This is a genomic window from Providencia rettgeri (assembly GCF_001874625.1).
Lineage (GTDB): Bacteria > Pseudomonadota > Gammaproteobacteria > Enterobacterales > Enterobacteriaceae > Providencia > Providencia huashanensis.
Genome location: NZ_CP017671.1, coordinates 1,678,707 through 1,700,273 on the forward strand (window position 1 = coordinate 1,678,707; position 21,567 = coordinate 1,700,273).

Consider the following 21,567-nt stretch of genomic DNA (forward strand, 5'->3'; position numbering starts at 1 on the left):
TTAAAGCGTAAAGAAAGTATGCAAGGTCACTCTTATTCGAGTGGCCTTTTCGCATTTGATAGCTGATTAAAATGAACCAATTTGTTTATGAGGGGAACTGAATTAGGCCTTTATCAGAGGCTTCTTAGATGGGCTGCATATCAGGGTATAGCCAGCAGGTCGGTTAAATGGCGGTAGGTTTCCTTTAGTCGACTTAATGTTGAAGCTATATCAGGTCATTGAGTAAGCTGTCTGATAGGCTTTGAGATGATAAAAAAGGGTTTTTGAACTAGGCAGAACACAGTTTAAATCGAAATTTTTTTACCTAAAACAGGGCGTTTTGATTCTAAACCATCAGCACCATAAGTGGATTGGTTATTGTGTTTCTTTACAAAGTTTAGGCGTTGAGCATTGAGTTCTATATGTAATTGCAGCATTTGGTGGTTGCGATAGTTTAATTCTTTTAAGCTGGTTGTTAATACTTTAATCGCTTCCCATACACTGGCTAATTCAGTATTACCTTCATAAGGCGCGGTAATTTCTGCTTGTGATTCGAGTTGTAGCCGCTGGGTCTCCCCATGGCCTATCGCCGCAACAAGGAAACGTTTTTGTTCAGTCGTTTCCTGAAAAGGCGAAGGCGGAACACGCTGGTAACCTAATAGTAGTTCCTCATTTTTCATCACGATTTGCAATGATTGTAAATGAGCATGTTGCTGTTCTAGCAAGATTAATAGTTCATCAGTCATGGTAGTTATTTATTTCATTGATAACATGCACTCATGTGCATCACGTAAAATGCCATCAGCAATCTTTTCTGCATCCATTTTCAGGGTGCCATCTTTGATAGCTTGTTTAATTTGTTCAACTTTAGCGCTGTTAATATCGCTAGCTTGGGGCTGTAATAATTTTTTTTGCAGCTCACTCGGGACAAATGTACTTTCTTTAATGATTTCATTTGTCGAAATTTTTTTATCGCGCATCGGGGTAGCCGTATCTTGTGGGTCACGGTTTGTTACCTGAGTTAGCGCAGAAATTGCAGGTGTTTGCTCAATAGCCATAATGTGTTTTCCTGTTCCCGATTTTTATCATATGAGAGTTATCGGCGTATTTTGTGGGATCTTTAGTCTTTATAGTGTTACAAAATATTGCCTTTATTCGTCATATTTCAAGCCGCCTCTACGTTAACTTACGCTCATTCGCACTAGTCACTTACTTATGTAAGCTCCTAGCGACTCATTCACTTGTCGCCTTGATGCGACTTGAACTATTTAGAATAAAGGTTCATTTTGAGTGAGTTGACATTAAGTACAGACTCGTCATATTCGGTCTTGATGGCATTTATTTTAATGCGATATTAACACTGCCATTCTCTTGTGCTAACCCATTGACTACTTGACCATTGAGTAATCTTACACGAATATTTTGCCCAATGGTGGCATTATTAATGGCTCTTCCTTCGTATTTCACTGAAAAATTTTCCCCATTAGCAAAGACAAATACGGTTTGACCTGCTTTTATTGCCCAAGGGAGCCGGATCATCGATTTGGTAAATGTTTGCCCCGCTGGGATATTACGAAGTGCTATTGCGCCGCGTAGTGCCATTTTATCAGTACTCGCTCCAGCGGGAAGCTTATGTAATAAGCCTTTTTTACTGCCAATATCCACAAACTCAATAGATTCACCACGATTTATATTACGTGTTGCAACGAAATATTGCCCCGTCACATTCACAATTAGCTGAATAAATTGTTTTTTCTTACCACACTGCACTGGAATAGATACATTTCCCATATTTCTGCCCCCAATAGGTGGACTGATTTGGGGTTTCTCACAGCTTGGCCAACGTTCAATCGGCGTTTTGATCTCAATAGAAACTTGGTTTTTTTTACCGTGAATTTGGCGGAAATAGTGATTGATATCTTGAGGTAATGAAGCTTGAGCAAGGCTAATGGTTAACCCTAATACACTAATTACAATGCTAAATGGCAGCTTTTGACGATAACGCATGTAGGGATAGCCTCCTTGGTAAGCAAACTTTTTCACGATTGCAGTTTACGCAGGTCTTTAATAATGAATGAGCCAAATAGGTCAATTATTTTGCCTTTATCTTGCCATTAGATTTTTTAGTAGACGGCTAAGATATGCAGGTCGAATTTTAAATTATATGAGCGAATGTTCAGATTCAGGAGTCGCTTTATTTCCATTGAGGGCCATCATGATTGATAAATTAAATGCCACGTTTGCTTTTCAGCAGCAGGCGTTATCAATACGCGAAGCAAGACAGACTGTTTTGGCTTCAAACATCGCAAATGCGGATACTCCGGGCTATCAAGCACGTGATATTGACTTTAATCGTCAACTTCAACAAGCAATGGACAAAGGTGTCGTTGGTTCAAAGGGCGTCACCCTTGCCGTGACAGCTAAAGGCCATATCGAAGGACGAGGCATTAAAGCGCCAAATTTAGACTTGAAATACCGTGTTCCTTATCAGACATCGATGGATGGTAATACGGTAGATATGGATATTGAACGTAGTCAATTCGCTGATAATACCCTGAAATATCAGGCTGATCTCACATTTATTAATAGCCGCGTTAAAAGTATGTTGGCTGTTCTACAGCAAGGGTAATAAGCATGGCGTTACTGAGTATTTTTGATATTTCTGCTTCTGCATTAACAGCGCAGTCTCAGCGTTTAAATGTCAGTGCAAGCAACATGGCAAACGCTGAAAGCGTCGCAGGACCGGACGGGCAGCCGTATCGTGCAAAGCAAGTGGTCTTTCAAATGGCACCACAAGGGCGCAATGAAGTGGGTGGTGTGCGTGTGAGTGAACTCATTGAAGACCCCGCACCGCCGCGTATGGAATATAAGCCTGGCCATCCACTGGCTGATGAAAAAGGTTATGTGCAAATGCCAAATGTCGACATGGTCGGGGAGATGATCAACACCATTTCGGCTTCTCGGAGTTATCAAGCCAACCTTGAAGTGATGAATACGGCAAAAACGTTATTGCAAAAGACATTAACAATAGGCCAGTAAGGGAGGTTTGTAATGGGAATTGCCGCCACAATGTACGACTCTTTGGATAATACTACAGCCGGTCCAGAGCCGGCTGCCAGTAATGTGCCAAAGAAAAGTCAAAGTGATGATATGCGTGACACATTTTTAAAGATGATTGTCACACAGATGCAAAACCAAGACCCTACTAACCCTATGGAAAATACCGACTTGACCAGTCAATTGGCACAAATCGCAACGCTTGAGAGTATGAATAAGCTAAGTGATAGTGTTAGTGGTATTTCCCAACAAATCGGTTCAGGGCAATCATTACAAGCCACTCAGCTTGTTGGCAAAGGTGTTCTTATTCCTCGCAACGAAATTATTTTAGCGCCACTTAAAAAAGAGAGCACTGGCGAAGATAGTTCAATCATTAAACCTTCAAATCCATTACCGGATGAGGGGATTAGCCCTGATAGTCCTTCAAACTTTGCACTGAGTGATAAAAGTGTGATGGGTGATGAAGGCGGCAGCGAAGAACCACAGTCCGAATTTATCTCATCTCCGTTTGGTTTCTTTTTGCCGAAATTGGCAGATAACGTTGAAATTACTATTCGCGATAAAAACAGAATGGTGGTACGCACCATTACTTATGATACCGAAGTCAAACCCGATATTTATGATATGGCTTGGGATGGTCGCGACAATAAAGGAAATCTAGTGGCAGATACAAAAGGGAAATATTACTTTGATGTGAAAGCCGTCAGAGCCGGAGCCGAAGTTGAAGTCACAAAACTAGGTTATACCCGCGTCAACGGCGTGACCCCAGGTTCTGACGCACCATTATTAGATGTTGGTATTGGGCAAAGTGTCCCCCTGAGCAGCATCTTCAAAGTTTATCCTTCATCTTAATTTATCCCCAATACTCATGGAGAAAATATGTCTTTTTCACAAGCAGTCAGTGGCTTAAATGCAGCATCAGCGGGGCTGGATTCAATTGGTAATAATATTTCCAACTCCGCGACCAATGGTTTTAAAGGGGCGACAACCTCTTTTGCCGATATGTTCGCAGGATCAGGCGTTGGTCTGGGTGTTAATGTTGCAGCAGTAACACAAAATTTTAAAGATGGCCCTATCACACGTACGGATAGACCAACGGATGTCGCTATTTCTGGCAATGGTTTTTTCCGTGTGCAAGACAAAAATGGCGATATTTACTATAGCCGTGATGGCCAGTTTTTACGTGATAAAAGCGGTAACTTAGTGAACAACCAAGGCATGATCGTCACAGGTTATCCGGCAGGTGTTGATGAGGACGGTAATGTCACTATTCAAAGTGGTGGTGTTCCTGCGGGAATTAACATTCCAACCGATATGATGGATGCTAAAAAATCAGACTTAGCCAAACTGACAGTTAACCTTAATTCAGAAGATAAAGTTAAAGATAAAAAGTTTGATATAACAAAACCTGATGATTCAGCAACTTATAATTTCAGTACCACAATGACTGCATTTGATAGTCAAGGTAATACTCACGAAATTTCAGTGTATTTTGTCAAAGAGTCTGACAATAACTGGACGGCTTATGCAAAAGATACTAACGACACAGAAGCTAAAAAATTAGGTGAATTAGAGTTTGACGGCAACGGCAAGCTAAAAGACGCTGATAAAGCCACATTTGCCTTTGCTTATAACGGGTTAAATGGGGCGGATAATGGAACGTTAAATGTCGATCTGAGTAAAACTCGCCAACAGAAAGTCAGTGAATCCTCGGTCAGTGCTATTGATGTAGATGGCTTTCCTGCCGGTGAATACACCACGTTTAAAATTGAAGATAACGGTTTAATTACTGCGAATTATTCTAACCAACAAAAACGTGTGGTAGGGCAAGTTGCGCTGTCTGCTTTTGCTAACCCGAATGGTTTAGTTTCTCAAGGTGGTAACGTTTGGGCTTCTTCAAATGCTTCAGGTAACCCAATGGATGGTGTCCCAGGTGTAGGGCAATACGGCAAATTAACCAGTGGTGCGCTGGAGTCTTCTAACGTGGACATGAGCCAAGAGTTGATCAGTATGATTGTGATGCAGCGTAATTATCAATCCAATGCGCAGACCATCAAAACGCAAGATCAAATGTTACAAACATTGGTTAATTTACGATAAACCGAGAGGGTGGGCATGGATCACGTCATTTATACTGCCATGGGTGGGGCGCGTCATGCGCTTGAAAACCAAGCGGTTGTTTCAAATAACATTGCTAATGTGTCAACGGCGGGCTTTAAAGCACAACTATCGGCAATGCGTGCTGTGCCCATTAACGGGGACAGCGAACCAACAAGGACACTGGTCGTTGCCTCAACACCCGGTGCAGATATGAGCCAAGGGCCACTGAACTATACAGGCAAGTCAACAGATGTGGCGTTAAATGACAAGCACTTTTTGGCTGTTGAACTTGCCGATGGCAGCGAAGCCTACACGCGTAACGGTAATATTCAGGTTTCGAGTGAAGGTGAGTTAATGATTGGCGAGCGTCGTTTACAAGGGGATGGTGGTCCTATTAATGTTCCGCCGAATGCCGAATTAACTATCGGCACAGACGGCACAGTGACAGCGCTATTGGCGACCGACCCCCCAACGATGCTAGGGCAGATTGGCCGTTTAAAAGTGGTTGAAGCACAGCCACAAGACCTACTTCGTGGGGAAGATGGGTTATTTCATTTATCACCTCAAGGCCAAGCGGCTAATGGCAATGTGCTTCCACAAAGTGAGCGCGCTATCGTTACCGCTGGTGTGATTGAGGGAAGTAACGTTAATGCTGCTGAAGCCATGGTTTCCATGATTGCCAATGCAAGGCATTTTGAAATGCAAATGAAAGTAGTCCGTAGTGCTGATGAAAATGCACAGCGGGCAAACCAATTGCTTGCCGTCAGCTAAATTCAGTAAGGAATTATTATGATCCGTTCATTATGGATTGCAAAAACAGGGCTTGATGCTCAACAAACCAACCTTGATGTTATTTCTAATAACTTGGCAAACGTCAGTACTAATGGTTTTAAACGCCAACGTGCCGTATTTGAAGATTTAATGTATCAAAATATTCGCCAACCTGGCGCGATGAGCTCTGAGCAAACATCGTTACCGTCAGGGTTACAAATGGGGACGGGGGCTCGTCCCGTTGCCACAATGCGAGTTCACGCACAAGGTGCGTTAAACAAAACGGGTAATACCAACGATATCGCTATTCGAGGCCAAGGTTTCTTGCATGTACAAATGCCAGATGGTACCGACGCCTATACCCGCGATGGGGCATTGCAGCCCAACCAAGATGGCCAGCTTGTAACCTCAAGCGGTTACCAAATTGTCCCTGCGATTATGATCCCTGATAACGCAAACAGCATGTCAATTGCCCGTGATGGTACGGTTTCTATCACCGTTTATGGTGATAATCAGCCGCAACAGATTGGTCAAATCACCTTAACTACTTTCATCAATGATGCAGGTTTAGAAAGTATGGGTGAAAACCTGTATATGGAAACGGCAAGTTCAGGTGCCCCTAATGAAAGTGCTCCGGGAACGAATGGTGCAGGGTTGATTTATCAAAATATGCTAGAGACATCTAACGTCAATGTTGCCGAAGAGTTAGTGAATATGATCCAAACTCAACGTGCTTATGAAATTAATAGTAAGGCAGTATCCGCATCTGACCAGATGCTACAGCGTTTAACTCAGCTGTAATTGGTTTATTGAGCGGGAAAGACACAGAAAGGTAACTTGCAATCACGATGGTGAGTTACCTATGAGAGGGATCTCTTCGTGATGGTAGAACGTACACTGCAGCAAAAGAGTAGCATGATGATTGAAAGCAGCACGATTTCTCAACAGCAAAAAATAGCGTTGCAAACGCCTTTAATCGCAACCAAACAGGTGGGATTAGTCATTGCTTTGGTTTTGATTACCAGTGGCTGCGCACACATAAAATCACGTCCGTTAGTGGACACACAGACAACGGCAATTCCAAGTGCACCGACGGCACCTGCACCGAATGGCTCAATATTTCAAAGTGCTCAGCCGGCATATTATGGCTATCAGCCCCTATTTGAAGATAGGCGCCCTCGTAATGTTGGCGATATTTTGACTATCAATCTGCAAGAAAATGTCAGTGCTAGCAAAAACTCGTCTGCAAATGCGAATCGCACTGGGAAAACTGGTTTCTTGGCTGCGATACTGCCCGGCTTTATGCAAGGCTGGATTGGCGGTAAGAATACCGAACTCGATATTAAAGGTAATAGTGACTTTAGTGGTAAGGGCGGAGCGAATGCCAATAACACCTTTAAAGGGACGATTACCGTGACGGTAGACCAATTACTGGCGAACGGTAACTTACATGTCGTCGGTGAGAAGCGTATTGCCATTAACCAAGGAACGGAGTCGATCCGCTTCTCTGGCGTGGTTAACCCACGGACCATTGGGTCAGATAACCATGTAAGCTCCACACAGGTGGCGGATGCACGTATTGAATATGTGGGTGATGGTTACATCAATGAATCGCAAAACATGGGCTGGCTGCAACGCTTTTTCTTAAATGTTTCGCCTTATTAATTGAACATAAGAGAGAATAGCCGAGATAACTCAATGAAAAACAAAGTATTAATTTTGCTATCGCTATTTTGCTGTTTTGTATTTGCAGCGCACAGTGAACGTATTAAAGATTTAACCACGGTTCAAGGGGTACGTGATAACGCATTAATCGGTTATGGACTTGTTGTCGGGCTCGATGGCACGGGTGACCAAACCATGCAAACCCCATTTACAACCCAAAGTTTAAATAACATGTTGTCGCAAATGGGGATTACGGTCCCCCCCGGTACTAACATGCAATTGAAAAATGTGGCAGCGGTGATGGTAACCGCAAAATTACCACCTTTTGCGCGTACTGGTCAGTCTGTGGATATCGTTGTTTCTTCAATGGGGAATGCAAAAAGCTTGCGGGGTGGAACATTATTGATGACGCCACTGAAAGGCGTTGATGGGCAAGTCTACGCCATGGCGCAAGGAAATATTCTGGTTGGTGGAGCTGGCGCAAGCGGTGGTGGTAGCAGCATTAAAGTGAATCAACTTAATGGTGGACGCATTACTGGTGGGGCAACGATTGAGCGTGAACTACCAAGTAACTTTGGGCAAAGTGGCGCAATTAACCTGCAATTAAACGAAGATAGCTTCACATTAGCGCAAGATATTGCAGATGCAATAAACCGTATGGGGGGAGTCGGTTCAGCTTCCGCGTTGGACTCGCGTACGGTTCAATTATTAGTTCCGGCTAACAACCGTGACCAAGTACGCTTTTTGTCTCGGGTACAGGAACTTAACGTGCGGACACCAATGGCAGAAGCAAAAGTGATCCTCAATTCACGGACCGGTTCAGTTGTCATTAACCGCAGTGTGACACTCGAAAGCTGTGCGGTGGCTCATGGTAGTTTAGCGGTTACCGTTGAAAGACAAACACAAGTCAGCCAACCTGATACCCCATTTGCAGGTGGGCAAACGGTCGTAACCCGTAACACCAATGTCGGTATACGCGACCAAGGTGGTTCATTGCAAAAAGTGAATGCGAGTGTGCAATTAAACCAAGTTATTCAGGCTTTAAATACTTTAGGTGCGACGCCAAACGATTTGATGTCAATATTGCAAGCTATGGAAAGTGCAGGTTGCTTGCGTGCAAAATTGGAGATCATCTAATGAGTGATATGCAGCTATTGCAAGGTGCCGCGTTTGATTTACAGTCGCTAGGCCAGCTAAAAGGCGAACTGAATAAAAACCCAGAGCAAGGGCTGCGCCAAGTCACGCAGCAACTTGAGGCAACATTTGTCCAAATGATGCTAAAAAGTATGCGTGACGCATTACCCCAAGATGGTTTATTTTCCAGCGACCAAACGCGTATGCTCACCAGCATGTATGACCAGCAAATCGCCCAAGATCTTTCACAAAAAGGCTTAGGTTTTGGTGAGATGATGTACCAACAGTTAACGCGCGAGCAAATAGAGCCTAATGTAGCGCTCAGCAATAGCATGTTACCGCTCGATGAAAAAGCCATCCAAACATTGCCACCATTTAATATGCAGCAGATGATGCGTCATTTTGCGCCTACGGGGGATATGCTTTCAGCACCATTTCAAAAAATCAAAGCGTTATCGCTTAACAGCAGTAATTTTATTCGTCGCTTAATTGAACCAGCAAAGGCTGCAAGTCAAAACAGTGGTATTTCACACTTTCTCGTCTTAGCGCAGGCGGCATTAGAAAGTGGTTGGGGACAGCGGGAAATTTTGAAAAGTGACGGTAAAACCAGCCATAACTTATTTGGTATTAAAGCTGGGAAAAACTGGCAGGGACCCGTCACTAATATCATGACAACCGAAGTCATTAATGGCAAAACAATAAAAATGCGCGATGACTTCCGAGTCTATGGTTCATACGAAGAAGCGATTGCTGATTATATCAGTCTATTAACCGAAAACCCGCGCTATAAAGATGTGAAAAAAGCGCCGACGCCTGAAATTGCTGCGCGTCGCTTACATCAAGCCGGTTACGCCACTGACCCAAGTTATTCAGACAAACTGATCACCTTGATTAACCAAATTCGCGGTCATCAACCGACAGCAAATACCTCGGCATCAAGGGCAGTGCAAGCCTATACCATAGACTTAAACGATATTTTTTAAAAACACGGAATTAATGCGAGTTTGGCCTAAACAATTACGCTGAATTTCCGATAACCAAATATGCTGTAAATAATTTGAGTTGCTTATCACTTTGATTGTGTCAGCCAATTAAAGGGGTCAGCATCTAGAACAGGAAAAGCTTATGCTGAACAATGTAATGAATAATGCGCTCAGTGGTGTGAACGCTGCACAAGGCGGGTTAAGTGTGATTTCTAACAACTTAGCGAACGCAGGTGTAGGTTACTATCACCGCCAAAGTGCTGTTTTCGGGGAGAATCCCGGTACGATGACACCTAATGGCTATTTTGGTAACGGCACTTATTTCAGCCATGTTCGCCGTGAGTTTGATGAATTTATCAATGCACAGTACAGCCAATCACGCGCTCGCAGCGGTGATTATGAGGCGTACGTTAAAAACTGTAATAAAGTCGATGATTTGCTTACTAATGATATTGAAGATATCTCCAGTAATATCGGTAGTTTTTTCACTTCATTAGATGCAGCAACCAGTGACGCCAGTGATAAAACATTGATTGACGTTTTCTTGGGCAATTCAAATGCGTTGGTAAGTCAATTTAAAGACGCTGATCGCCGTTTACAAGAAATGGAGCGGGATATTAATCACCAAATCGAAAATAAGGTGAAAGATATCAATACATATGCGGAAAAAATTGCTGGTCTAAACCAGCAGATCTCCCGTGTACGTTCAGTCAGCGGTTCTGAACCTAATGATTTATTGGATGTGCGTGATCGCTTAGTAAATGAAGTTAACTCGTTAGTTGGGGTTAAGGTCATTGAACAAAACGGCAACTATAATGTGACGTTTGCCAATGGTTTACCGCTGGTGACTGGCGAAAAAGCTAACCGTTTAGAAGCAGTCCCTTCATCAAAAGACGATAGCCGTTTTAGTATCGGTTTTGTGGGAGCAAATGGCCAAGCGCGTGAAATCCCAGATGGGTCATTTCGTGGGGGAGAGCTAAGCGGTATTTTGCGTTCTCGTCAGGAAGTGATTGACCCGGCTTATCAAAAACTCAATAAATTAGCATTAGTTTTTGCAACGAAATTCAATGAAGTTCATAGCAAAGGCTATGATGCCAATGGTAATACGGGTAAAGACTTTTTTGAGATTGGTAAAGGCAGCGTTGTTAGCAATACCCATAATAGCGGTAAAGCGGATTTCGATTTGAGCTATAGCGATGTCTCTAAGGTGACAGGCAATAACTATGAAATGCGTTTTGATGGTAGCGAATGGAATGTCACTCGTTTACCTGAAAGCATTAAAGTTTCGGTAGATGATTCAACCGCAGGCACACTGAAATTTGATGGTATAGAAGTCAAAATAAGCAATAGCCAAGGCATGACAAAAGGTGATTCTTTCCTTGTTAAGCCTGTGAGCGGTGTTATCAACGGTATGCAAACATTGATTAGTGATGCATCGGGCTTTGCTGCCGCGGGGAGTAAAGATAGTGGCCCAGGTGATAATGAAAATATTAAAGAGCTGGTTAAATTACAAGACCAAAAACTGATTGATGGCGGCTCGACCTTCTCTGATTTCTACGCAACCTTAGTCAATGATGTCGGTAGTAAAACTAAACAAGCCCAAATTGATTCGGAAACACAAAATAAAATGACTGAGAGCTTTTATGCCCAAGAGCAGGCTATCTCAGGCGTGAATATGAATGAAGAAAGTATTCAAATGCAGAAGATCCAGCAGTTTTTTAATGCGAATGCGCAAGTATTAAAAACGGTGGATGATTTGTTTAATGCGTTGATGCGTGCATTCTAAGTTTTAGCAATATAATAAGGGTTTAGCGATGCGTTTAAGTACAAATATGATTTATCACCAACGCCTGCAAGACATGAATAATGCTCAGGCGCGTTGGATGGATGCAGGTAGCCAATTAGCCTCGGGTAAGCGCGTGAGTAAACCGTCTGATGACCCTCAAGCCTCATCACAAGCGGTGCGAATTAGCCAATCAGAAAACCGTAACCAGCAATATGTCGCAAGCCGTGGGTTTGCAAAAACGGGCATGACATTGCAGATGAGTATTTTGACTCAAATGACGGATGTGACCACACAAATTGATACCACTATCATTCAAGCTTCTAACCAAGGTGCTTTAAGTGATAAAGACCGTCATTCACTGGCAGAGCAGTTAACAGGTTTAAAAGAACAACTGGTGGGATTAGGTAATACAACGGATGGTAATGGCCGTTATATTTTTGCTGGTTTTAAATCGGATAAGCCCCCGTTTGAAATTGACGCTGATGGTAATGTGTTGTACCACGGCGGTGATAAACCGATTATGCAAAATGTCGCTAGTGACCGAGAAATGACCACCTATTTTACGGGTGCGCAAGTTTTTGAGACGGGCAGCGATAATGTTGTTAATGTTTTCAAAGCGTTGAATGCAGGTATTGATGCGCTGAAAATTCCACAACAAGATGCGCCTCAAGCTGATTTAGACCGCGCTCAAGCAGGGATGGATGAAGCTAACCGTGGAATTAAAGCAGCGCTTGACCAAATTTCTAATATTGAAGCGAAACAAGGCTTACAACTGCAAGAAATTGATAAATTAGATTTCTTGGCAGATACCCGTTCGATTCAAAATGCAGCTCGTAAAAGTGAGCTGCTTGAGACCAACTGGACGGGCACTACGACGGATTACTATAAAGAAAAGGCGATGTTTGATGCATCCCAAAGTATTTTTAAAGATTTAAACAGTATGTCACTTTTTGGTAACCGTTAATAAATTAAAGGTTTAATTTTACTCACCGCGCTTTGGAGTGATTCGAGCGCGGTTTTTTTTATTTTGAGGTACCTATATTTACGCACTATTTTTGTTTAGTGCATATTGCATAAATCCCGATTTGTTTTACCCTAGTTTGACCTTTATTTTTTGCTATTTAAAAAATTAATTATTAAACAATAAGTTAGGATACCCTCCCAAAACAAAGGTATTTTGGCGTTTATAAAGCTAGTACATTGTTTTCCTTTGTTTTATCTTATTTAACTAATAGTTCACTGCCATACAGGCAGCTTAGAAATAATTTAATTTCCATTGCTGTTTTCCTCATCTGTTCACTGCCATACAGGCAGCTTAGAAATTTGACACCTTTTTCACCGTCAAAAACAACAAGTTCACTGCCATACAGGCAGCTTAGAAATACGATAAACATCAGTTAGTGGGTATCCAAACGTTCACTGCCATACAGGCAGCTTAGAAAATGAGCACGCTAAGTTGATTCGGCGATAAACAGTTCACTGCCATACAGGCAGCTTAGAAATGACCACGTCACCGTTTCACCAACTATTGATGGTTCACTGCCATACAGGCAGCTTAGAAATGTTTCTAAGTACCGAACAAGAGAAAACTTTGTGTTCACTGCCATGCAGGCAGCTTAGAAAAGTGCAAACGTCGATTAATGGCAGCGTAGTAAGTTCACTGCCATGCAGGCAGCTTAGAAAAGACATAGAGCTATCAAGAACCGCCTCAGCTCGTTCACTGCCATGCAGGCAGCTTAGAAAGAAAAGATAAGTTCTTGGGCAGACCTGAGACAGTTCACTGCCATGCAGGCAGCTTAGAAATTTTCCTTTGTTTTATCTATTCACGTAAAACAGTTCACTGCCATACAGGCAGCTTAGAAACTGCAAATGTCGAATTGCTAGGCGCGGGGAAATGTTCACTGCCATGCAGGCAGCTTAGAAAATCGCCGTGAAATCAGACTCAGCGAATCGAATGGTTCACTGCCATGCAGGCAGCTTAGAAACGAAGTGGAAAAGAAAAGAGCAACTATTGATTGTTCACTGCCATACAGGCAGCTTAGAAAGGAACTAACGCGGCTACGCCATAAATTATCGTGTTCACTGCCGTACAGGCAGCTTAGAAATCATGCTGATGAATGGGATCAGGATGTTCTCTGTTCACTGCCGTATAGGCAGCTTAGAAATCTTCATTGCATCCCTGCGAGTTAAATTAATCGTTCACTGCCATAAAGGCAGCTAAAAAACAGCCAAGGAGTTATTTTTACTGGATATTCTGTGAAACCCCTCGCAAATTTGGCTTTAGTGATAATTTAAGGCTTGTTTCATTGGTTAAAGCTTATTCTAATAAGATTGATTCAAAAAACTTATTATTTAAGGAAGAATTCAACTGCTTATGGATGACTTTTCACCTAGTGACTTAAAAACCATCTTACATTCCAAGCGCGCTAACATGTATTACTTAGAGCATTGTCGAGTGATGCAAAAAGATGGTCGAGTGTTGTATTTCACAGAGGCAAAAAATGAAAACCTCTATTTCAATATCCCTATTGCAAATACAACAGTTTTGTTACTTGGTACAGGAACATCAATTACCCAAGCCGCAATGAGAATGTTATCTCAAGCGGGGGTACTAGTTGGGTTTTGTGGGGGTGGTGGTACACCTCTGTATATGTCTACAGAAGTAGAATGGATGACACCACAAGGCGAATATCGGCCAACGGAATATTTACAAAGCTGGTTATCGTTTTGGTTTAATGATGAAAAAAGGTTAGCCGCGGCTAAGGTATTACAACAGTCGCGTATCACATACCTACAGAAAGTTTGGCAAAGCTCTCGTGAATTACAGAATGAAGGGTTTGTATACCAAGACAGCACGATTCAATCCGCATTAAAGGCCTTCCATAATCGCACTATCGCTGCTCAAGATACACAAGAACTACTGCTTACAGAAGCTCAGTTAACTAAAACCTTGTATAAATACGCTGCTAATAATACAGGGCAAAAAAATTTCACTCGTCAACACCAAGCTGTTGATAAAGCGAATTCTTTTTTAAACCATGGTAATTATCTGGCTTATGGGTTAGCCGCAAGTTGCCTATGGGTACTGGGTATTCCCCATGGTTTTGCAGTAATGCATGGTAAAACTCGTCGTGGCGCTTTAGTCTTTGATATCGCAGATTTAATTAAAGATGCGGTTGTTTTACCGTGGGCATTTATTTGCGGTAAAGAGGGGGCAACAGAGCAAGAGTTTCGCCAGCAAATATTGCAATCATTTGTTGACCATCAATCCCTTGATTTTATGTTCGATGTAGTTAAATCTTTGGCATTACAACAAAACGAGGCACAACAACAGGTTACTCAGCTATGATGGTAACCTTTATTTCTCAGTGTGAAAAGCACGCGTTAAAGCGGACTCGGCGGATACTAGATGCATTTGCTAACCGAATTGGTGATAACACATGGCAAACCTTGATCACCCAAGAAGGGTTGCATACAGTACAAAAATTACTGCGCCGCAGCGCCAGTCGCAATACAGCTGTAAGCTGCCATTGGATACGTTCTCGCTCTCGCAGCCAATTATTATGGGTAGTGGGAAGAAAAAACAAATTCAATGAACAAGGTTATGTTCCAGTGAACCGAACAGAAAAATCCTTACTGGGTAGTGAGCAAGGAAATGATTGGAAGTATTTGCCGTTAATTAATGGATTTGTTCGTTTAGCCGCTTTGTTACATGACTGGGGAAAAGCCTCACAATTGTTTCAAGATAAATTAAACCCCGCGTCAAACATGCGTTTTAAAGGCGACCCGCTGCGCCACGAATGGGTATCGTCACTGCTATTTAGTGCATTGGTAAAAAGCCAGAAAGAACCGAATAGTGACGAAAATTGGTTGGATGCATTAATCACTTCATCATGGCATGAGCAACAATTACAGTCGTGGATGAAGGGAAAAAATCAACTGGAAAAACCACTAAACCAACTACCTGATGCAGCTTCATTGCTGGTTTGGTTGATTGTTTCCCATCACAGGTTACCCTTTTTGGCTAATAAAACAGAGCGTCTACAATATGCAGATCAACCCTGTAACTCATTAGCTCAATTATTAGATATTGTTGATAAACAATGGGGATACCAAAATCTCTATGATGCTTCAGAATATGCGCAACGCATTCAGCAATGCTTTGAATTCCCTCATGGCTTATTAAGTGAGTCAAAAGTTTGGCGTCAAGCCCTAAGTCAAGCGGCAGAACACCTTAAACACCAACTTCCGTTATTTGATGAAGCGCTAAGCAATGGTTGCTGGCGATTAGTTGCTGAACAAGCACGCTTGTGCTTGATGCTGGGAGATCACAATTACTCCTCAAAGGAGGCAGACCCAACATGGCAATCAAATATGGCGTTATATGCCAATACCCAGCGCGTGAATGGGCAAACTGCATACAAGCAACGGCTTGATGAACACTTGGTTAATGTGGCTAATATTGCGGCAAATATTACGGAGTACTTGCCATTCTTTGTCATAGAACCCCCTGTAGCGAGTGATATTAACTTACTGAAACAGCATAAAAATGCCTCAGGGCAATTTAGTTGGCAGGAAGATGTGGTTAATACCATTGAGCAATATCGAGAACAGCAACAAGATAAAACGGAAGGGTATTTTGTTGTCAATATGGCAAGTACGGGCTGCGGTAAGACGGTTGCCAACGCTAAAATTATGCAAGCGTTATCGGAGGATAAACAAAGCTTGCGGTTTATTCTTGCGTTGGGCCTCAGAGCTCTTACATTGCAAACAGGGGATGAGTATCGTACTCGCTTAGGCATAAAAGATGACAACCTTGCAGTATTAATTGGCTCTAAAGCCGTTTTAGACCTTCATCAAGAAGATAAACAAAAAACAATTCAACAAGAGCTCCAATTAGCAGAATTTGGTTCTGAGTCCCAAGACCGCCTTTTTGATGATGAAGGGCTTGAATTAAATTGGTCAGAAGAAAAATGGCAAGGTAGTTTACCAGAAGAAGAGTTGGCTACTGTATTGACGCGGCCTAAAGATAGAGCTTTGCTTTATGCCCCTATTTTAGCTTGTACCATTGACCATATTATGGGGGCGACGGAAACCCTGCGAGGTGGTCGCTATATTCTTCCCTATCTTCGATTAATGTCATCTGACTTAGTTATTGATGAAATTGATGATTTTACAGGGAATGACCCCGTAGCTATTGGGCGGCTTGTTTATCTCGCAGGGGCCTTGGGGCGTAAAGTTATGATTTCATCAGCCACCATTCCCCCAACACTTGCTGTTTTTTATTTTAATGCTTACCAACAAGGTTGGCATATTCATGCGCTCAGCCATCAAAAATCCTTAAAAGTCGGTTGTGTTTGGGTGGATGAGGGGCAGTATGATGAGAAAAAAGATAAATGCATACATGCATGCCAAATCGCAACCATTACCACAGCCGATGATGAATTAACGGTCAGTCATTATCGCCAGTACCATAACAATTTTATAGAAAAACGTGTAAAGGCATTGCGGGCGCTGGTTGCTCGCCGAAAAGCCTTTATCTTGCCGATACAAAAAGAACAAGGCAAAGACTTACAAACTCAGTATTTTGCTCACATTCAGCAAGCTATTCTTAGATTGCATCAGGCTCACGCCTATTCTGAGAGGGAAACCCAGTTGCAAGTTTCCTTTGGGGTTGTGCGTGTTGCTAATATTCCAGTTTGTGTTGCATTGACTCACTATTTACTGGCGGCACAATGGCCTGAAGAGGTGGAAATTCGTACTATGGCCTACCATAGCCAACAGGTACTACTTTTACGTCATGAGCAAGAAAAACACCTTGATGGCGTATTGAAACGTAAGGAAAAAGAAGGAGAGCAGCCTGAAGCATTCCAAAACCCTATTGTTAGGCAGCATTTAGACCAAGCCCACCGAAATGGGAAAGCTAAACATCTTATTTTTATTTTAGTGGCAACACCGGTGGAGGAAGTCGGGCGTGATCATGACTTTGATTGGGCCGTTATTGAACCTTCATCTTACCGCTCAATCGTACAGATGGCGGGGCGGGTTCGTCGGCACCGTGCGGGTGAAGTGGCGAGCCCTAACATCGCTTTACTGCAATATAACTGGGTCGCTTTTCAAGGGAATAATCAACGAGATGCATTTTCCAAACCAGGTTATGAAAATCGCAATCTAAACCTTAGCTTATCAACTTATAACCTATCTGAGCTGGTGGATGAATCACAGCTACTTAAATCTGTTGATGCCATTCCTAGAATACAGCCCATTACAGGTTGGAAAACTCAGCAAACAACTAATTTAGCCTGTTTAGAACATGCATCAATCGAACGGCTGATGGGCGATGTATCCACCGCTAAGCCTGCTAAGGCAGCCGTAAGAACACGCTCTACATTTTTATCAAGCGCAGTACTTCCTAAAAACCGCCCGACCACGCTATGGGGGTATACCAGTGGGGGGTGGTGGATGACGGCACTTCCTCAGCAGTTTGCGTCATTTAGGGAAAGTGAACCGACCAAACGGGTATCCTTAATCTTATCAGCAAAAAATAGACTTCACTTTTGTGAGTACGACAAAGACAGTGGTTGGGTCACGAAGGAGGATGAGTATGGAATTGGTTTTCAACCACTTGCCGAACCATTAAAACAGCGCTTATGGCTCATCCGAGACTATCAGCAATCATTGGCGAGCCGAGAAAATGAATATCAGCAAGCAGAGCAGCTTTCAAAACGGTATGGCGAAATTAGTTTCTTACCGCGTAAAAGTAGCGGAGTTTTTTACCACTATAACGACCAAATGGGGCTCAGCACATTTAAGGTTTTTGAATAGAAACTTAAGTCACAAGGACCATTTACTATGTTAGATCCAGCAATAGAGGCTTTCTTTACAGAGCGTAAAGAAAGTTGGCTTAAAAAAAATGTAAAAGCGTCGATGAGTGAAGGGGAAATACAGCAACTGCAGCAGAAATGTGATGCTATTTTATCATTGGCTCAGTGGTTGCCGAGTGCTGCGAAGCGGGCGGGGCAAATTTCATTATCCACGCATCCTTGTACCTTTAGTCATCCAAGCTCTAGAAAAAACAAAAACGGGTATGTCACCCCAATATTAGCGAGGGCAGAGCACACAAATGATGGCTTGCTCCGAACAGGGAATGTCATGGTTGAGACGGATGCATTGGGTAATGCGGCAGCGCTTGATGTATATAAATTTCTCACACTTGAATTGCAAGATAACCGAACGTTGTTGGCCCATATTAAGGATGAAACACCGTTAGCAAAAGACATACTTAATCAAGGGGATGAAGAGTATCATTTACTCAGGGATGGTTTTCTTGCCATGGTGGCGGCAGATAAAACCGTGATCACTAGCTCAAAAATAAAACAAGTTTACTTTCCTGTGTGGTTGGAGGATAACGAATACCATTTATTATCTCCACTGACCCCATCCGGTTTGGTTTTTGAACTACGCAAACGTATTGATACAATTCGATTTTCTGAGCAAACTAAGGCACTGCGTGATTTAAAACGCAAGGGGGAATTTAGCCAGGTTGGCTATAAAGAAATTTATGGGGTAACCACTATTGGCTATGGGGGAACTAAGCCCCAAAATATTTCCGTGCTTAATAATCAAAATGCAGGGAAAGCCCATTTATTGCCGTCATTACCCCCCAAATAGCTCAGCGTAAGCGGCGTTTACCTACTTATGACTTCTTTACCAATACTGTAAACCCTTGGCAAGTTAAAGAAACGTTAGAAGCATTTCATGGTTTGATCTCCCTACCGAAAGCGCAGCGTGGTAGCCGTTTTATTGAATATCGTGATAGGCGTATCCAAGAATATGTAGACTACATTATGTTGACCATGTGGGAGGTCAGGCGTGGGTTTGAACAGAATAACATTCAATTACCCACTCAATTAGCAAAAGTACAGCAAATTTGGCTGTTTCCAGACCAACAGCAGCGTAATAACTCGGATGAATGGCTAGAGGGAATTATTACTCTTATTGCTCAGCAATTTATGCGTCATTACAAAAAAGTGTTAGGGAAAAAAGCCATTGCTTTAGGTAACGACGAGCTAGCGGCTATCGCGCAGGTTATCGCCATTAATAAGGAGCTGTTACGATGAGCTCAACCTACATACTCAAGCTTCCTCATATCAAAATACAAAATGCCAATGCGTTATCTAGCCCTTATACCATTGGCTTTCCAGCCATGACGGCTTGGCTCGGTTTTATGCATGCCCTAGAGCGTAAATTGCGGGCTGATGGCCACTTGGATATTGTGTTTGATTCTATTGCTGTTATTAGTCACGCGTGTGATTTACAAACCTATCGCGGGCCGAATGATTATGTTAACTCCATTGTAGGTACTGCAAACCCATTGAATAGTGACGGTACGCGTTCCGCATTTATTGAAGAGGCCCGTTGTCATTTAGACGTGTCATTACTTATCAGATATGGCGTGAATGACGGTGGTAAGACTAAAGCACTCCCTACACAATCGCCTATTTTAGAGGTCATTTACGACTTAATACAGACGATGAAGCTCGCTGGTGGCGACATTCTTTCATTAGATAAACCAACAGCACATATTCTGCAATCAGATGAGGTAGACGGGGAATCAAGGCAGGGGCTGCTAAATAGCGTAATGCCCGGTTATGCGCTAATAGAACGCAGGGATTTAATGATTCGAGCGATGGAAGATGGGCAAGATGCTATGGATGCTTTGTTGGACTATGTGGTGGTAGAGAATAATTGCGTCGAATGGGGCAACGAAAATGAGGGGAAATCGCAATTTGAATGGCGTGCTCAACGTAAATTGGCAGGTTGGGTTGTACCTATTGCTACCGGATATCAAGGGGTTTCGCCACTTGCTCAGGCAAAAAATCAGCGAGATTTAGACGTACCTCACCGGTTCGCAGAAAGTGTTGTGACGCTCGGTGAGTTTATTTTGGCAAACCGCGCTAACAATATTAATGAAATATTGTGGCAATACGGTTATGACGAACCTAATAACCTTTATTTATGCCAACAAGTGGCATCTAAATTTATTTCGAGTGGAGAATAAGTAATGGCGAAGAATAATGATGTTGCATCTGTTTTAGCATTTGAAAAAAAATTGGTTCCATCTGATGGTTATTTTTATGGTACTTGTTGGGAAAATAAATCGCATTTTACCCCTTTATCATTACAAGAAAAATCGGTACGGGGTACTATTTCCAATCGCTTAAAAGGTGCGGTAAAAAATGATCCTTTAAAGCTAAACTCTGAGGTGGAAAAAGCCAACTTACAAACAGTCGATGCCTGTGCGTTAGGAACTGAGCAAGATACTTTAGTTCATCAATTCACCTTAAAAATACTTGGTGGAGTTGAGACACCTTCTGCGTGTAATAACGTGTTATTTAAAAAAGGTTATGTGCAAGCAGCAAAAGGTTATATTGAAAAAGAAGGCTTTCGTGAATTAGGTTATCGTTATGCGCAGAATGTCGCTAATGGGCGCTTTTTATGGCGTAACCGAGTAGGTGCCGAACATATCGAAGTGGTTGTCAAAGTACTTAATAAAGGGCAATCAATGGAATGGGTTTTTGACGCCACACAATATAGTATTCACCAATTTGATACTCAAGATGAAAAAGTGGCTCAGTTAGGTGAGAAAATTGCTACCGCTTTAGCTCACCCTCAAGGTGCATTATTATTAGAAATTACCACTTACTCTCAACTAGGCAAAGCACAAGAAGTTTACCCAAGTGAAGAGCTGGTGATGGATAAAGGCAAAGGGGATAAAAGCAAAATTTTATATCATGTGAATGGGCATGCTGCGATGCATTCACAAAAAATTGGTAATGCTTTGCGCTCCATTGACACGTGGTACCCCGCGTATGGAACTGAAAGTGGTGCAGGGGCTATCGCAATTGAGCCTTATGGCGCAGTGACGAATTTAGGTACCGCTTTTCGAACGCCAAAAGATAACCAAGACTTCTATACCCTATTCGATAAATGGGCTCGCGGTGAAAAATTATCACGTATTGAAGATGAGCATTATGTGATGGCAGTTTTAGTGCGTGGCGGTGTGTTTGGTGAAAGTGATAAATAAGGTGA

General features: G+C 42.5%; 18 protein-coding genes, 1 pseudogene and 1 CRISPR repeat array. Of the genes and pseudogenes, 16 read left to right on the plus strand and 3 right to left on the minus strand.

What is annotated here, in order from left to right:
* Window positions 1–284: 284 nt before the first annotated feature.
* From RB151_RS07410 to flgA, 3 genes are all read right to left on the minus strand, one after another.
* A complete protein-coding gene (locus RB151_RS07410; RefSeq protein ID WP_042844271.1) occupies window positions 285–725 on the minus strand; it encodes a flagella synthesis protein FlgN in 441 nt (146 codons plus the stop codon).
* Window positions 726–734: 9 nt separating this feature from the next.
* Window positions 735–1,037, minus strand: a complete 303-nt coding sequence (flgM, locus tag RB151_RS07415; RefSeq protein ID WP_042844270.1) for a flagellar biosynthesis anti-sigma factor FlgM — start codon at window positions 1,035–1,037, stop codon at window positions 735–737.
* Window positions 1,038–1,317: 280 nt separating this feature from the next.
* A complete protein-coding gene (flgA, locus tag RB151_RS07420; protein ID WP_042844269.1) occupies window positions 1,318–1,986 on the minus strand; it encodes a flagellar basal body P-ring formation chaperone FlgA in 669 nt (222 codons plus the stop codon).
* A 208-nt stretch (window positions 1,987–2,194) separates the two neighbouring features.
* On the opposite strand from flgA, the gene flgB reads away from it, so the two are divergent.
* The 16 genes and pseudogenes from flgB to csy3 all read left to right on the plus strand — a co-directional run bounded on the left by flgB (window position 2,195) and on the right by csy3 (window position 21,562).
* The gene (gene flgB / locus RB151_RS07425; protein ID WP_042844268.1) at window positions 2,195–2,608 is read left to right on the plus strand and encodes a flagellar basal body rod protein FlgB; all 414 of its coding nucleotides are present in this window, start codon (window positions 2,195–2,197) and stop codon (window positions 2,606–2,608) included.
* A gap of 5 nt (window positions 2,609–2,613) precedes the next feature.
* On the plus strand, window positions 2,614–3,018 hold the full coding sequence (flgC, locus tag RB151_RS07430) for a flagellar basal body rod protein FlgC (protein ID WP_042844266.1): 405 nt from the start codon (window positions 2,614–2,616) through the stop codon (window positions 3,016–3,018).
* A gap of 12 nt (window positions 3,019–3,030) precedes the next feature.
* Window positions 3,031–3,888 carry a flagellar hook assembly protein FlgD gene (locus RB151_RS07435; protein WP_048606788.1) on the plus strand — a complete coding sequence of 286 codons (858 nt, stop codon included), beginning with the start codon at window positions 3,031–3,033 and terminating at the stop codon, window positions 3,886–3,888.
* A 27-nt stretch (window positions 3,889–3,915) separates the two neighbouring features.
* A complete protein-coding gene (gene flgE, locus RB151_RS07440; protein ID WP_048606790.1) occupies window positions 3,916–5,136 on the plus strand; it encodes a flagellar hook protein FlgE in 1,221 nt (406 codons plus the stop codon).
* Window positions 5,137–5,151: 15 nt separating this feature from the next.
* Window positions 5,152–5,907: a flagellar basal body rod protein FlgF gene (locus tag RB151_RS07445; RefSeq protein WP_042844263.1), complete on the plus strand. Its 756-nt coding sequence runs from the start codon at window positions 5,152–5,154 to the stop codon at window positions 5,905–5,907.
* 18 nt (window positions 5,908–5,925) lie between these two features.
* Window positions 5,926–6,708 (plus strand): flagellar basal-body rod protein FlgG, encoded by a 783-nt coding sequence (gene flgG, locus RB151_RS07450; protein ID WP_042844262.1) that lies wholly within the window; start codon window positions 5,926–5,928, stop codon window positions 6,706–6,708.
* Window positions 6,709–6,789: 81 nt separating this feature from the next.
* Window positions 6,790–7,572 (plus strand): flagellar basal body L-ring protein FlgH, encoded by a 783-nt coding sequence (locus RB151_RS07455; protein ID WP_173424802.1) that lies wholly within the window; start codon window positions 6,790–6,792, stop codon window positions 7,570–7,572.
* Between the two features lie 33 nt (window positions 7,573–7,605).
* Window positions 7,606–8,709: a flagellar basal body P-ring protein FlgI gene (locus RB151_RS07460; RefSeq protein WP_042844261.1), complete on the plus strand. Its 1,104-nt coding sequence runs from the start codon at window positions 7,606–7,608 to the stop codon at window positions 8,707–8,709.
* Window positions 8,709–9,689 (plus strand): flagellar assembly peptidoglycan hydrolase FlgJ, encoded by a 981-nt coding sequence (gene flgJ, locus RB151_RS07465; protein WP_071547929.1) that lies wholly within the window; start codon window positions 8,709–8,711, stop codon window positions 9,687–9,689. Before RB151_RS07460 ends, flgJ begins: the two co-directional genes overlap by 1 nt.
* A gap of 142 nt (window positions 9,690–9,831) precedes the next feature.
* Window positions 9,832–11,475: a flagellar hook-associated protein FlgK gene (flgK, locus tag RB151_RS07470; protein ID WP_071547930.1), complete on the plus strand. Its 1,644-nt coding sequence runs from the start codon at window positions 9,832–9,834 to the stop codon at window positions 11,473–11,475.
* A 28-nt stretch (window positions 11,476–11,503) separates the two neighbouring features.
* Window positions 11,504–12,439 (plus strand): flagellar hook-associated protein FlgL, encoded by a 936-nt coding sequence (flgL, locus tag RB151_RS07475; RefSeq protein WP_042844258.1) that lies wholly within the window; start codon window positions 11,504–11,506, stop codon window positions 12,437–12,439.
* Between the two features lie 270 nt (window positions 12,440–12,709).
* Window positions 12,710–13,700: a CRISPR direct-repeat array (repeat unit 28 nt; unit sequence GTTCACTGCCATGCAGGCAGCTTAGAAA).
* Window positions 13,701–13,849: 149 nt separating this feature from the next.
* The gene (gene cas1f, locus RB151_RS07480) at window positions 13,850–14,824 is read left to right on the plus strand and encodes a type I-F CRISPR-associated endonuclease Cas1f (protein WP_042844257.1); all 975 of its coding nucleotides are present in this window, start codon (window positions 13,850–13,852) and stop codon (window positions 14,822–14,824) included.
* Window positions 14,821–18,300: a type I-F CRISPR-associated helicase Cas3f gene (gene cas3f, locus RB151_RS07485; RefSeq protein WP_071547931.1), complete on the plus strand. Its 3,480-nt coding sequence runs from the start codon at window positions 14,821–14,823 to the stop codon at window positions 18,298–18,300. The genes cas1f and cas3f overlap by 4 nt, the downstream gene beginning before the upstream one ends.
* A 102-nt stretch (window positions 18,301–18,402) precedes the next feature.
* A pseudogene (csy1, locus tag RB151_RS07490) lies at window positions 18,403–19,595 on the plus strand (type I-F CRISPR-associated protein Csy1).
* The gene (gene csy2, locus RB151_RS07495; RefSeq protein WP_071547932.1) at window positions 19,592–20,536 is read left to right on the plus strand and encodes a type I-F CRISPR-associated protein Csy2; all 945 of its coding nucleotides are present in this window, start codon (window positions 19,592–19,594) and stop codon (window positions 20,534–20,536) included. Before csy1 ends, csy2 begins: the two are co-directional and overlap by 4 nt.
* Window positions 20,537–20,539: 3 nt before the next feature.
* Window positions 20,540–21,562, plus strand: a complete 1,023-nt coding sequence (gene csy3, locus RB151_RS07500) for a type I-F CRISPR-associated protein Csy3 (protein WP_042844253.1) — start codon at window positions 20,540–20,542, stop codon at window positions 21,560–21,562.
* Window positions 21,563–21,567: the final 5 nt, after the last annotated feature.